The sequence below is a fragment of the Anaerostipes hadrus ATCC 29173 = JCM 17467 genome (assembly GCF_030296915.1).
Lineage (GTDB): Bacteria > Bacillota > Clostridia > Lachnospirales > Lachnospiraceae > Anaerostipes > Anaerostipes hadrus.
Window position 1 is genome coordinate 2,022,910 of record NZ_AP028031.1, and the last position, 14,986, is coordinate 2,037,895.

Consider the following 14,986-nt stretch of genomic DNA (forward strand, 5'->3'; position numbering starts at 1 on the left):
CAATTCCTCTCTTCTTTCTCTAATCTCCTGCAGTACCAACACTGGTTTCTGTGACTGATTTATTATTCTTCTCTAATGTCTTCTTTGTCTTATCATTTGCAAAATAATACTCATAAATATCCTTTGCAGTCGCTGCTGCATTAGATGAGGTATATCCAAACGGAATAACAACCGTTGTTGTGATCTCTGGCTTCTCATATGGTCCATAAGAGATAAACAACGCATGATTCGGACGTTTCTTATTCTCCTGTGCTGTACCCGTCTTACCTGCTAATTTTACTTTCATGCCTTGGAAGATACTGCTTACGGAGCTGTCCTTTCCGCTGACTACACCTCTCATACCAGTATGCACTGCATTCCAGTATGTTGTGTCATAATGAAGTTGTCTTACTTTCTTAACTCCATATTTCTTGACTGTCTTTCCATTATCGTCAGTGATCTTGTCCATGACACTTAGATCATATACGGTTCCACTGTTGGATAATGTTGTCACATAATTCGCAATCTGACTTGGCGTGAAACTATTACGTCCCTGTCCAATGGCAGAACGTACGGATGTTTCATCAGAAACCTGTGGAGATGACTCATCCAGTTCAATTCCTGACTGCTTATTAAGCCCTAGCTGTGTTGCGTATTTCTCCAAGTACTTAAGACCTTCTTTACTGCTGTAGGAACCTGATTTGTCTCCTAATCTATATCCTACTTCATAAAAGAAATAATTACAAGATGCTTCGATCGCTGTTGACACAGTTCTTGCTCCATGGCGATCTGGATATTTCCAACACTTCGCCGGTGGTGTGATCTTATCGTATAACCCTGTACAGTTGATGACTGTACTTGTCGTGATCGCTTTCTCATTAAGACCTGCCAAAGCAGACAATGGCTTAAATGTAGATCCCGGTGCTGTCTTATGTTTCAGTGCCTGATTATATAATGGTGTAGATGCTGAGTTTGCCAGCTGCCTGTAGTATCCGGAATCTGTTCCGTTTGATAAACGGTTGCTGTCATATCCAGGATAACTTACCAATGCTTTTACCTTTCCTGTCTTGGAATCTGTGATCACAACAGATCCGGAACATGGATCCATACCAATCTGTCCTGGTGTGATCTGTAAACTCTTTAACTTTCTTCGAATGAAATCATAGCTGTTTAGGGAACCAGATTTCAATGCCGTATAATCACTGTCACCTTTCTTCTTTAAAACTCCCTGTTCATAAAGAAGGAGACATACTTCTCTTCCGCTTAATTTTCCTTTCATGATGCTTTGTTCGCAGACTGTCATATCAAAATCATCTGCATCAACCAAAGCATCTTCTACATAAGCAGCCAGTGCTTTCATGATCTCTTCAGTGTCATTGTATTTGCTGCTGATATTTAGTGAGGAAATATCAATCCATTCCTTGTTCACGGCATACCTTAAGAATTCACTTAAACTGATCTTCTCATTCTTCCACTTCTGATATGTCTTATCCGTCGTATCGATAGAACTTGAGATCAATACTTTCTTGCTAGACAACAGACTGTATACATAAGATGCATAGGCTTGTTTTTCTTCACTCTGATCTTTGTACGCTTTGGTATCTTTCAAAACAAGATCCTTTGATACCTTGATCGCCTGATCTTCTAAATTCTGAATCTTTCGATACATCTTCTTCTCATAGGATGTCGCCTTATCTCCATTGAGATTCTCAAGGTCGATCACACTATTGCCAATAAATGAATAATATACTTTCTTGATCGGGATCATAATATTCTCACGGTCATTTCCTGCGCTGTCAGAACTTGTAAGCTTAGACAGAACAATTCCCGCGATCTTCTTCTCGAGCAGATTATATACATATTCCTGTAATTCGCTGTCAATCGATAATGTGATATTATTTCCTGTTCCCGATTTGACTGTCTTGGTCGTGTCGATGATCTTTCCAACATTGTTGACAACCAGAGTCTTGCTTCCACTGTCTCCGTGAAGATAATTCTCAAACTGCTTCTCAACACCGGCCTTTCCAACCGTCTCATCACTGGAATAGTAATCTTTATCTTCTTCTTTCTTTCCTTTGTTATATGTTTCAAGTTCATCCGTATTGACCGTTCCTGTATATCCGATCACATGAGACATCGCCTCACTTTTATTATATACACGAATAGACTTTGTATCAATATCTATTCCCGGAAGTTCTGAACTTCTTTCTTTGATCTCAGCAATACTTCTGTTATTGATCTCATTTGCGATCGTCACCTTCATATACTGAGAATAACGACTTAAAAATGCACTGTATCTGACAGACATGATCTTTAATGCATCTTTCTTGGAATAAGATTTATCAATATCAAACATCTTTCCTGTTCCTGCGGAGCCAAGAGTTCCATTTCTCAAATATTCAAAAACCTGTTCTGCAGTTGCATTCAGCTGTTTATCTCTTAATTCTTTCTCGGACTTTGAAAGGTCTGTGCTGTTTCCAATTCCAAAAACATCTCTCTTAAACTTCTTTAATTTTGACCCAGTCTCTGTAAAACGAAACTTTCCGCTTCCTGTATATTCAATCGGAATCTCATTGATAAAAGAGTCTCCATTTCGCTCCAGGATCTTGATCACTTTATAAATGACTTTATTCTTCTCATAACTTTCTGATGTACCATTCTTTGATGCCAACGTCTGAAATGCATTGTCATTCTGGAAGTTCACTGTATATACAAGTTTGTTGTATGCAAGCAGTTTTCCATTCACATCATAAATATTCCCTCTGGTACCAGATGTCTTGACTGTCTTTTGTACTTTATATGTAAAATCATTTTTATGTGACTGACCTTCTACGATCTGAAGGACAAACACACGCCCGATCAACACACAATAAAGCACAACGATCAGTATGATCAAGGCAAGCAGTCTGTTTGCCAGTAATTTTTCTGCTTTCTCGTAAATTTTTCGTAACACTAGAACATACTCCTTTTTTCACCATCTCTGATCCTGATATCAACCTCTAACAATATCTTATATATAAGCAATGCTACGATTCCCGTATATACTGCTTCCGGAATCATAACTTTAAACAGATAAGAAAAAAACTGCAATCTTCCTCTCATTGCAAAGAAGAAAAAGAAGATCACAAAACTATACGCAAGGGAATTCGCTGTTAGAAGTCCGATCGGCAGCAAGATATCATCCTCATAAAAATATGTATGGAACCATCCGTTGACATATCCAAACATTAAATACACAAATGCGTTCTGACCTAAAACATTCCCTGAGAATATATCAATCAGCAGTCCACAGACAAATCCGATCACGATCCCCGCTTTCCTGCCTCGAATAAATGCGATCGTAACCGTTAAGATCAGCAGAATATTCGGCATAACCCCTGCAAGTTTCAAAAAATTAAAGACGGATGTCTGTAAAAGGAAACAGACTAGTACCGATATCACATAAAATAAAATTCGTTTGATCTTCATATCCTCACCTGCTATTCCTTTGTTTCTTCATCAAGATTCTTTGTTTTCTTAAGATCTGTGATAACCAAAACTTCTTTTAAATGCTTGAAATCAACGACTGGTGTCACTTTCGCTGTCTTGGTAAGCTTTGTAGAATCAAGTTTCAGATCAGATACTTTCCCGATCGTGATCCCTTCATTAAATTTGGAACTTACATAAGATGTTACAAGCTCATCTCCATTCTTGACTTTTGCATCTTTGCTGATATATACAACTTCCAGATATCCATCTTCCATCGTATCCAGACTTCCATTTACGATACACGCATCATTTGTCTTTAGGAACATAGCACTGACCATACTTGTATCATTAATGATCGTTCGTACTTTGGCTGTATGTGATGATACATCATAGACAATTCCTACGAGACCATTCCCTGCAATGACATTCATGTCTTTCTTAATGCCGTCTTTGCTTCCTCTATTGATCAGAAAGATGTCAAACCAGTTTCCTGATCCTTTACTGATGACTCTGGCTCCAACTGTATGATATTTTTTATATTTTTGTTTTAATTTCAAAAGATCCTGCAGACGTTCTAATTCTACCTGATTCTGCTGTAGCACACGATTCTGCATCTTCAGAACATCGATCTTCTCCTGTAGACGCTCATTCTCTGCTCTCAGTGTCTTCTTGCTTTTCGCATTCTCATTCCATGAAAACACGGCATTTCCTACCGAATTAATGCCTTCCTGCATCGGAGATAAAACAGTGAAAAAGATATTCTTGACTGGAGTTAAGACTCCTCCGGCAAAAACACTGATTCCCGCCAGTAACCCACACACCACGATAAAAATCGCTAACAGGTGGTTTGAATTAAATTTTTTCTTTTGCAATTTCATACGTCTATCCTCTTTCATCATCTATCGTTTTAAATATGACTGCATTCCTAAGATCACATGATCTTCTGGCCGGTCAGCAATATGAACCGGTATCTTAAATTCTTCTTTGATCCACTCTGCCGTCTTTGGAAATGCTGCCCCGCCTCCAGATACATAGATTCCCTGATTCATAATATCTGATGCAAGTTCTGGCGTAATGCTTTCTAACACTGCTTTTACCTGCACACAAATGTCTCTGACCTGACTGTGGGCCTTTTCTTCAACGATCTGAATTGGTATCTTCTCTTGTTTTGGAAGTCCACTCACAAGATCTCTTCCCTTGATCATAGCTGCTTCTTTATCTTCTATCTTCGCATATGCAAGTTTTAAGTGTCTTGCACTTCGTGTTCCGATCGCTAATTTATAATTCTTCTTTACATAATCTCTGATCCACTCATCGATCTGGTCTCCTCCATATGGAAGAAGTCTGCTTGTTACGATCCCACCTAAAGATATCACAGAAATCTCTGTTGTTGAAGCTCCTATATCAATGATCATATTTCCACATGGCGCATTGACATCAATTCCGCTTCCAATTGCCGCAAGGATTGGCTTGGGAACTAAAGTTACATCCTTAACCCTTGAAGCTGATTCCCATGCAAGATCTTCAAATGCTCGTTTCTCAACATTCGTAATATCCACTGGAACTGCGATCATAAGACCGGTTTTCCTGATCCGTTTGAAATAATGGTCCAATACCGTTCCTAACAGATATCTCATATTCGTATAATCTGAGATCACGCCGTGTTCCATTGGTTTCACTACATGAATACTGTATGGCTGTTTCTCATACATCGCAAATGCTTCGTTGCCGAATGCTTTTAGTTTTGCATCTTCATCAAATGCGATCATGTTCTTTATCTTTAAAAATTCTTCTTTATCTCTTGTACAGATTCTTAAATGTCTGGTTCCAAGTTCAATTCCTAGTTGTGCCGTTTTCATGTTCTGCTCCTTACATCATGTGTTCTTCTCGAAAACTTAAATATGTCTGGTCTCCGATGATAATGTGATCACATAGCGGAATCCCAAGAAATTCTCCTGCTTCTTTCATCCGCTTGGTCGTCAGAATATCCTGACGGCTTGGCGTTGGATCTCCAGATGGATGATTATGAATCATAAGTACGGAAACCGCTTCGCATCGAAGTGCTTCCAGAAATAATTCTCTTGGTGATGCCACTGTCTGATTCACTGTACCAACAGAAACCGTAAGTTCCTTTATAACTTTATTCTTTCCATTAAAAAAAATTAAAATCATCTCTTCCCGGCTTAAATGCCGCATCCGTTCCATATAATAATCTGCAATGGATGCTGGTGAATGAAAGCTTATCTTATCTTCGACTTTCGCACTTGCTAATCGTTTAGACAATTCTGCAATACACAAGATCTGCATCGCCTTTACTTTCCCAATCCCGGGAATCTTTTGTAATTCTTCTCTTGAAGTGTGGCAAATTCCCAGTATTCCCTCATAAAACGGATCGATCGACAACACTTTCGTTGCAAGATCGATCGCCGTCTGATCCTTTGTCCCACTTCTTAAGATCACTGCCAGAAGTTCTGCATCTGACAGCATTGCTGTTCCATTCTTTTCACACTTTTCATAAGGTCTTTCTGACACTGGTAATTCCTTTAATGTCTGATGTTTTTCTTCCATATCTGATCCTTTCTGTCGAAAAATCTCCATGGTCAAAACATTTCTCACATTAAATCTTACCATAACTTTTCACTGATGTATAGAAATCAAACCGTTGTTTTCCTTAAATTTTTCTTATTTTATTTTATGAAATCTCTGGAATTTCTACCAAACCTTTTTCTGCCATTCGCTGCAGGGACATGATGATTCCATATTTGGCATGTGGATATGTAAGACCTCCCTGGAAATATACTGCATAAGGCTCTTTCATTGGTCCATCAGCACTTAATTCAATGGATGCGCCCGATACAAATGTTCCTGCTGCCATGATCACCTGGCTATCATATCCTGGCATATCCCATGGGATTGGTGTTACATGACTGTCGATCGGTGATGCTTTTTGAATTCCCTCGCAAAATGCGATCAATTTTTCAGGATCATGGAATTCCACTGCCTGAATAATATCATGTCGGTCTTCTTTTCCATCTGGAATCACTTTAAATCCTAATTTTTCATATAAATTGGCTGCAAAGATCGCTCCTTTGACTGCTGCATTGACAACCGTTGGTGCCATAAAGAATCCCTGGATAAACTGACGATTAACTCCAAGACTGGCTCCTACTTCTTTTCCAAGCCCTGGTGTTGTAAGTCTGTATGCACACTGCTCGATCAGATCGCTTCTTCCACAGATGTATCCCCCGATTGGTGCAAGTCCTCCACCCGGATTCTTGATCAGGGAACCTACGATCATATCAGCTCCAACTTCCGATGGTTCTTTTTCTTCGACAAATTCACCATAACAATTATCAACCATTACTATCAGGTCTTTATTGATCTCTTTTACAAATGCGATCGCTTCCCCGATCACATCAACAGATAAGGTTGGTCTTGTCGCATAGCCTTTTGATCTCTGGATATGGATCAGTTTTGTTTTATCATTGATCGCATTTTTGATCCCCTCTAAGTCAAAGCTTCCATCTTCTAACAGATCAACCTGTGCATATGTGATCCCGTATTCTTTCAGGGACCCTTTGGATTCACGGATTCCAATGACTTCTTCTAAGGTATCATATGGTTTTCCTGAAATTGCAAGAATCTCATCTCCCGGACGTAAGTTTGCAGATAATGCAAGTCCTAATGCATGTGTTCCACATGTGATCTGCGGTCTTACAAGTGCATCTTCTGTTCCAAAAACATCCGCATACAATGCTTCCACAGCTTCTCTTCCAGAATCATTGTATCCATATCCTGTTGTGCCACCCAGATGCATTTCCGCGATCTGATGTTTCTGCATCGCATTTAATACCTTGATCTGGTTTAACTGTGCGATCGCATCTAACGTTTCAAAACGATCTTTTAATCCCTTTTCTACTTCCTGTGCATAGTCGAAGACTTTCTCATCGACGCCCATTTCTTTATAATAGTTCTTTAACTGATCCATCATAGATCCCCTTTTCTTTTAATATTGTAAGCATATATGTTAAAATCTCATCTTCTGACCCAAATTGTGATTTATCTACCATACAGACTTCCTTTTCTCTTCCAAACCAGGTCAGCTGACGCTTTGCAAAATGTCTGGTGTCTTTCTTGATCTGTTCGATCGTATCCTCCAAAGAAAGATTTCCTTCTAAATACTCAAACACCTGACGATACCCGATTCCCTGCATGGAAACCATTGTTTTTTCATATCCTTCTTCTTTTAATCGTTTTACTTCATCGATCAATCCTTGTTCCGCCATAATATCAACGCGGCGATTGATCCTGTCGTATAAGATATCTCTTTTGTGGTTTAATACAAAATAAGCAAAATTATATGGTGAGGTCTTTGCTGCTTCCTTCTCATTATGCTCTGAGATCGGATATCCATTTAATTTATAAAATTCTAATGCACGGATCACCCGCTTTACATTATTTTTATGAATCTTTTCTGTAGATTTTGGATCGACTTGTTTTAACATCTCGTATAAACTGTCGTTTCCTTCTCTTTTAGCTTTTTCTTCCAGTTGTTTTCTGTATTCCTGGTCTCCATCTTCTTTTGTGAAATCAATATCATATAAAAGACTTTGGATATAGAATCCTGTTCCACCAACGATCAGTGGAATCTTGCCTTTTGCATAGATTTCCTTTAGGGCATCTTTTGCCATCTGCTGAAATCTCGCTACATGAAATTCTTCTTTAGGATCAAGTTCATCCACCAGATAATGCTTGATCCCTTCCATCTCTTCCGGCATGATCTTGGCAGTTCCGATATCCATCTTCTTATAAACCTGCATAGAATCTGCGGAAATGATCTCTGCATCTAAGATCTTTGCTAATCGGATCGACAGTTCTGTTTTTCCAACTGCTGTCGGTCCTGTTAAAATTACCATTGGTTTCATCTATTTAAAATCCTTTCGGCATAAGTTCTGATAATCGATATGTTTCAAATCCATCTGGGCTTTGACAGATCACTTTCAGATCTGGATTGAATTCATGTAGAAACTGGCGGCAGATTCCACATGGATAAACCGTTTCTTTGTCACTGCCATTGGATGCGATCGCGATCATTTCAAAGTCATGATATCCTTCACTGACAGCTTTGACTGCCGCTGTTCTCTCTGCACAAATGGCTGCTCCATAAGAAGAATTCTCCACATTACACCCGGTGAATACTTTTCCTTCTTTGGTAAGAATTGCTGCTCCTACTTGAAATCTGGAATAAGGTGCGTATGCTTTCTCTTTTGCTTTATCTGCAAAATCTAATAATTCCTGATCTGTCATAGTCTTCCCTCCTTGTCTGGTTTCACTATACGATTCTCTTAAACTTCTTGTCTATCTCATACTTACTCATCTTGATGATCGTTGGTCTTCCATGTGGACACTGGTATGGATTTTCCAGCTTCATCAGTTCATCTAAAAGATGTTCTACTTCCATTAACGATACTCTCTGATTTCCCTTGATCGACATCTTACATGCCATTGTCGCAATCTTTGATGCGATCACTTCTGTATCCAAGGTACCATTTTCTTGACTTACCGCATCTAAAAGTTCCATAAATAAGTCTCTTTCCCCGATTCCATAGAGATTGGCTGGAACTTCCCGGATACAATATTCATTCCCTCCAAAAGATTCGATCGTAAATCCTAAACCTGCGAATGCATCTTTGTATCTTGTTAACGCTTCTGCTTCCGTCATAGAAACCGTCACAACCATTGGCGGTTCTAATCTCTGGCTGTATATTTCTTTTTCTTTGAAATTCTTCATCAGCCTCTCATAATTGACTTTTTCATGTGCTGCATGCTGGTCCATGATAAATAACTGGTCTTCGTACTCAATAAGCCAATATGTCTTAAAGAGCTGACCTAAGATCTTGCGGTCAGGTCTTGCCTGAACTGAAAATACTGGATCTTCTCTTAGTGTCATCTGATTGCTGCTTAATTCATCGGTCTTGTATTGTGGAAATTCTTTTTTCTGGGTATTGTAGTTTAAGCCTGCATAAGTCGGTTTCTTTGTATTTTTTGATGATTCGCTGGCTGTTAGTGTTTTCTTTACAGGATGTGACGGCTTTTCAATCTGTTGTTGTACAGCTTGCCTTTGCTTTTCAACCTGCTGTTGTACACCTTGCCCTTGCTGATCTACCTTCTGAACCTCTTCTTTCCTTCGGTTCACCTCAAATGGCTCAGGCTTTTTCACTTCTTTTGTCTTCGGCAATTCTTTCTTCTTCGGTGTCTCTCTTAATACATCCTGCACCAGATCTTTCTGAAGTAATGCCGCTCTGACTGCATCTACTACAAGCTCGTAGATTTCTCTTCCATTTCGGAAACGGATCTCCATCTTTGTCGGATGAACATTCACATCCAGCAGTTCCTGATCGATCTTGAAATCAAGGCACACAAATGGATATCTGTGTTTCATCGTAAAGGTGCGGTATCCTTCTTCGATTGCCTTGTAAATGATCGAGCTTTTGATATATCTTCCATTAATAAAGTAACTCTCATAGTTTCTGTTTCCTCTGGAAACATACGGTTTTGCGACAAATCCTGTGACTTTCACATCTTCATTTTGTGCTTCTAGCGGGATCAATGCTCCTGCCACATCTCGCCCATAAATATGATAGATGATGTCCTTTACCTTACCATTTCCAGAAGTATAAATCTTATTTTTATTGTTATGGATAAATTTAAATGAAATTTCCGGATGACTTAGGGCAATGTGTACCATCATCTGTTCTACATACCCTGCTTCGGTTGTCGCACTCTTTAAGAATTTTCTTCTTGCTGGCGTATTATAAAACAGATTCTTTACCAGAAATGTTGTTCCATCGGGTGCTCCGATATCGTCAAAAGCTTCTTCCTCGCCTCCATAGATCTTATAGGATACTCCGCTGAAACTTTCTGCAGTCTTCGTTACCAGCTCAACCTGTGCAACTGCGCTGATACTTGATAATGCCTCTCCTCGAAATCCAAGGGAAGATACACTTAACAGATCTTCAACCGAACGGATCTTGCTTGTCGCATGACGTAAAAATGCAGTCTTTACCTGATCTTTTGGAATTCCGATCCCATTGTCAGTTACCCTGATCAATGTCATTCCGCCGTCTTTGATCTCCACAGTCACTGCATTTGCTTTTGCATCCACTGCATTTTCCACAAGCTCTTTGACAACAGAAGCTGGCCGTTCAATAACTTCTCCTGCTGCAATATTATCGATCGTCTTTTGATCTAGTAATTGTATCTTCGCCATAAAATTACTCCTCGTTCTTTAACTTCTCCTGTAACACATATAAATAATTCAATGCTTCCAGCGGTGTCATGTCAGAAAGGTCTTTTTCTCTTAGTTCTGCCATAAATGGATGTTCCATCGTTGGTTCATCGCTTTCTCTGAAGAAACTTAACTGTTGTGCCTCTCCATATGGCATGATATCCTTCGCTCCTGACGTCAGATCATGTTCTTCTAATTCTCTTGCGATCTCTTTTGCTCGATTGATCACGGCATCTGGGACTCCGGCAAGTTTTGCAACCTGCACTCCATAACTCTTATCTGCACCACCTTTTACGATCTTACGCAGGAACACGATGTCATCTCCCTGTTCTTTGACAGCAATGCAGTAGTTATGTACACTGTCGATCTTACCTTCTAACTCTGTCAGTTCATGATAATGTGTCGCAAACAGAGTTTTTGCACCGAGGAGCTTGGAATTGCTGATATATTCCACAACTGCCCATGCAATGGACAACCCATCAAATGTACTCGTTCCACGTCCGATCTCGTCTAAGATCAACAAACTGTTTTTCGTTGCATTTCTTAAAATATTGGCAACTTCACTCATCTCAACCATAAATGTACTCTGTCCAGAAGCAAGATCATCTGATGCTCCAACCCTTGTAAAGATGCGATCTACGATACCGATATTTGCTTTCGCCGCTGGTACAAAGGAACCAATCTGTGCCATTAATACGATCAGGGCAACCTGCCTCATATAAGTTGATTTACCTGCCATGTTTGGTCCCGTGATGATCGCTACACGATTCTTCTTGTTATCAAGATATGTATCATTAGAAATAAACATATCATTTGGGATCACCTGCTCCACAACCGGATGTCTTCCATCCTTGATATCAATCGTCCCTCTGACATTTAACTTCGGACGTACAAAATGATTGCGTTCTGCGACATATGCAAGGGAGGCAAGTGCATCGATCTGTGCGATCACATTCGCTGTTCTTGAGATTCGTTCCATCTCTCCTGCTAATGTTTCACGGATCATAACATAAGTTTCATATTCTAACGCATACAGACGGTCTTCGGAACCTAGGATCGTATCTGCCAGCTGGTTTAATTCTTCGGTTGTGTAACGCTCGGAATTGGCCAGTGTCTGCTTACGGATATAATAATCAGGTACAAGATCTTTGTAGGAATTTGTCACATCTAAATAGTACCCAAATACTTTATTGAACTTGATCTTTAAGTTCTTGATCCCTGTTTTTTCACGTTCCCGTTCCTCAAGTTCCATCAACCATTGCTTTCCTTCTGTTTTAGCACGTTTTAATTTGTCTATATCTTCCTTGAATCCTTCCTTGATGATCCCACCTTCTTTGATCGCAAGCGGTGGTTCTTCAATGATGGAATCTTCCAAAAGATTGTGGATATCTTCCAATGGATCTAAATCTTCTCTTAATCCAGACAATAATGGATCTTTGCATTCTTCAAGAACTGTTTTGATCGCAGGCAGCAATTCCAACGATGTTTTAAATGCGATCATATCTCTTGGATTCGCTGTCTTATAACTTACTTTTGTCATTAAACGTTCCAGATCATAGATCGGATTTAAGTATTCTCTTAATTCTTCTCTTACGATCGTCTGATCCGTAAGTGTTGTGATCGCATCATATCTCTCTTCGATCTTTTTCTTATCCACCAATGGCTGCTCTACCATGTTTCTTAGCATTCTGGCACCCATAGCTGTTTTTGTCTTATCTAATACCCATAAGAGTGAACCTTTTTTTTGTTTATCACGTAATGTCTCACAAAGTTCCAAATTTCTACGGCTGGAGCTGTCGATGATCATAAATTCACTTGTCTCATAAGCTTCAATATGCATCAGATGATCCAGAGAACTCTTCTGTGTCTCATGAAGATATCCAAGCAATGCACCCGTTGCGATCACTCCCATTGGATGATCCACAAGTCCAAGACCTTCTAAATTTCCTACTTTGAACTGACGCTTGATCCTTTCCTCTGCCTGTTCTTCATCAAAATGGTATGGCTCAATGCTTGAGATCACGATCGACATCTTGTCTTTTAAGTAATCAAAATCCATGCCACTGATCAAAAATGCATCATTACAAACGATCTCTGCCGGCTCGAACTTGAAGATCTCATCTCTGACTTTCGCTAAACTATCCATTGATGTTGTTCTAAAATCCCCCGTTGTAACATCAACAAATGAAATTCCGTAACTTCCATCATTTGCAAAAATACACATCAGATAGTTATTTTTCTCATCATCAAGACTCTGCTGGGAAATATTCGTTCCTGGCGTTACAATACGCACGATCTCTCGTTTTACGATTCCCTTTGCCTGGCTTGGATCTTCAACCTGCTCACAGATCCCGACTTTATATCCCTTTTCTACTAATTTATTTAAATAGGAATCCACAGCATGATAAGGAACGCCACACATTGGTGCGCGCTCCTCAAGTCCACAGTTCTTCCCTGTTAATGTGATCTCTAATTCTTTGGATGCTGTCAGTGCATCATCAAAGAACATCTCATAGAAATCTCCGAGACGATAAAATAAGATACAATCTTTATTCTCTTCTTTGATCTGCATATACTGTTGCATCATTGGTGTCAGTTTTCCTTTTTTAGCCATGGATCTGCTCTCCCATATAATAGAAACCTTTTTCCTCAACTAATTTAACATCTGCCATTGTACCAATCTGTTCTTTACATCCTTTAAAATGAACTAACAGGTTATTTTCCAATCTTCCTGTTAACATTCCTTCTTCGTGCGTATTCTCTTCTTCGATCAGAACTCTCTCGATATCTCCGACTTTCTTCTTGCAATTCTTTGCAGATGTCTCTTTTAATAAGGCAAGAAGTCTGTCAAAACGATCTTTGATCACATCTTTGTCCACCTGATCTTCCATGCTCGCTGCTGGTGTTCCGGAACGTTTCGAATATACATATGTGTATGCACTGTCAAATCCAACTTCTCTTACAACATCTAATGTCTCCTTGAAATCTTCTTCTGTTTCTCCAGGGAATCCTACGATAATATCTGTTGTAAAAGACACTCCAGGGATTCTCTCCTGAATCTTCTTAGCAAGTGCCACATACTGTTCTTTTGTATAATGACGATTCATCAATTTTAACAGGCGGCTGCTTCCTGACTGCATTGGAAGATGCATATGTTTACATACTTTCTTGCTTGTTGCCATCACTTCGATCAGATCATCCGATAAATCCTTTGGATGTGGTGTCATAAAACGGATTCTTTCTAGTCCTTCGACTTTCTCTACTTCTCTTAATAATTCAGCAAATGACATTGGTTCTTCTAATGTCTTTCCATAAGAATTTACATTCTGTCCAAGAAGCATCACTTCTTTGACACCTTCTGATACGACCTGCTTTACTTCTTTGATGATATCTTCCGGCTTACGGCTTCTTTCTCTTCCTCTTACATATGGCACGATACAGTAACTGCAGAAGTTATTGCATCCATACATAATATTAACTCCACATTTGAATGAGAATTTACGGTCACTTGGAAGATCTTCCACGATCTGGTCTGTATCTTTCCAGATATCAACGATCATTCCCTTGGAGTCTACTCTTGCTTTTAATAATTCTGCTAATTTAAAGATATTGTGCGTTCCAAAGATGATATCTACAAATTTATAGCTTGAACGAATCTTCTCAATCACATGCTCTTCCTGCATCATACATCCACATAACCCGATCATCATCTGTGGATTTCTCTCTTTCATCTTCTTAACCTGCCCCAAATGTCCATATAATTTTGTATTGGCATTCTCACGAACTGTACATGTATTAAAGATCAGGAAGTCTGCTTCTTCTGTTTCAACTTCTTCATATCCGATCGTTTCTAAGATTCCTAATAACTTTTCAGAGTCTTTTTCATTCATCTGGCAGCCAAATGTGGTTACATGGCATGTGAGCTTTCTTCCTAATTCTTCAGACCTTTTCTGAACCCATTTTTTCATTTCTTCCATATATTCATACTGTCTTGACGACTCGTTCTTTAACTGTTCCATTCTATTATTTCTCCTACTTTTATAATTCATCTCTATTTTTACAGTATCGTTAATTATAACAAATTTGAATGAGTCATGCAATGTATATGAGAAAAACGAAACAACAGAATAAGGGAGCCAGACCAGATTGTTTAGACCTTTTAAAATCTATCGTTTGTTTAAATCTTTAATAAAAATCCACCAATAATTTACACTATCAAACTAAAATTTTTCTTGTCACATTGCTTCGTTT

General features: G+C 39.1%; 11 protein-coding genes. All 11 read right to left on the reverse strand.

The genetic code is table 11. The annotated features are described in order from the left end of the window. Nucleotides 1-19: 19 nt before the first annotated feature. The 11 genes from QUE18_RS09770 to miaB all read right to left on the reverse strand — a co-directional run bounded on the left by QUE18_RS09770 (nt 20) and on the right by miaB (nt 14,754). The gene (locus tag QUE18_RS09770; RefSeq protein ID WP_009203000.1) at nt 20-2,932 is read right to left on the reverse strand and encodes a penicillin-binding transpeptidase domain-containing protein; all 2,913 of its coding nucleotides are present in this window, start codon (nt 2,930-2,932) and stop codon (nt 20-22) included. Then, on the reverse strand, nt 2,932-3,447 hold the full coding sequence (gene mreD, locus QUE18_RS09775; RefSeq protein ID WP_008391559.1) for a rod shape-determining protein MreD: 516 nt from the start codon (nt 3,445-3,447) through the stop codon (nt 2,932-2,934). The genes QUE18_RS09770 and mreD overlap by 1 nt, the downstream gene beginning before the upstream one ends. A gap of 11 nt (nt 3,448-3,458) precedes the next feature. Further along, on the reverse strand, nt 3,459-4,325 hold the full coding sequence (gene mreC, locus QUE18_RS09780) for a rod shape-determining protein MreC (RefSeq protein ID WP_009265116.1): 867 nt from the start codon (nt 4,323-4,325) through the stop codon (nt 3,459-3,461). A 21-nt stretch (nt 4,326-4,346) separates the two neighbouring features. Beyond that, complete coding sequence (mreB, locus tag QUE18_RS09785) at nt 4,347-5,306, reverse strand: rod shape-determining protein (protein WP_008391561.1); 960 nt, start codon at nt 5,304-5,306, stop codon at nt 4,347-4,349. Between the two features lie 10 nt (nt 5,307-5,316). Then, the gene (gene radC, locus QUE18_RS09790; RefSeq protein ID WP_040343936.1) at nt 5,317-6,015 is read right to left on the reverse strand and encodes a RadC family protein; all 699 of its coding nucleotides are present in this window, start codon (nt 6,013-6,015) and stop codon (nt 5,317-5,319) included. Between the two features lie 124 nt (nt 6,016-6,139). Beyond that, the gene (locus tag QUE18_RS09795; protein WP_008391564.1) at nt 6,140-7,438 is read right to left on the reverse strand and encodes a methionine gamma-lyase family protein; all 1,299 of its coding nucleotides are present in this window, start codon (nt 7,436-7,438) and stop codon (nt 6,140-6,142) included. Beyond that, on the reverse strand, nt 7,410-8,372 hold the full coding sequence (gene miaA, locus QUE18_RS09800; RefSeq protein WP_009203002.1) for a tRNA (adenosine(37)-N6)-dimethylallyltransferase MiaA: 963 nt from the start codon (nt 8,370-8,372) through the stop codon (nt 7,410-7,412). The genes QUE18_RS09795 and miaA overlap by 29 nt, the downstream gene beginning before the upstream one ends. 4 nt (nt 8,373-8,376) lie before the next feature. Next, nucleotides 8,377-8,754, reverse strand: coding sequence for a cytidine deaminase (gene cdd / locus QUE18_RS09805; RefSeq protein WP_009203003.1), 378 nt, complete (start codon nt 8,752-8,754; stop codon nt 8,377-8,379). A 25-nt stretch (nt 8,755-8,779) separates the two neighbouring features. Continuing rightward, a complete protein-coding gene (gene mutL, locus QUE18_RS09810) occupies nt 8,780-10,717 on the reverse strand; it encodes a DNA mismatch repair endonuclease MutL (protein WP_009203004.1) in 1,938 nt (645 codons plus the stop codon). Between the two features lie 4 nt (nt 10,718-10,721). Next, nucleotides 10,722-13,349 carry a DNA mismatch repair protein MutS gene (gene mutS, locus QUE18_RS09815; protein WP_009203005.1) on the reverse strand — a complete coding sequence of 876 codons (2,628 nt, stop codon included), beginning with the start codon at nt 13,347-13,349 and terminating at the stop codon, nt 10,722-10,724. After that, on the reverse strand, nt 13,342-14,754 hold the full coding sequence (miaB, locus tag QUE18_RS09820; protein WP_040343922.1) for a tRNA (N6-isopentenyl adenosine(37)-C2)-methylthiotransferase MiaB: 1,413 nt from the start codon (nt 14,752-14,754) through the stop codon (nt 13,342-13,344). The genes mutS and miaB overlap by 8 nt, the downstream gene beginning before the upstream one ends. Nucleotides 14,755-14,986 lie beyond the last annotated feature (232 nt).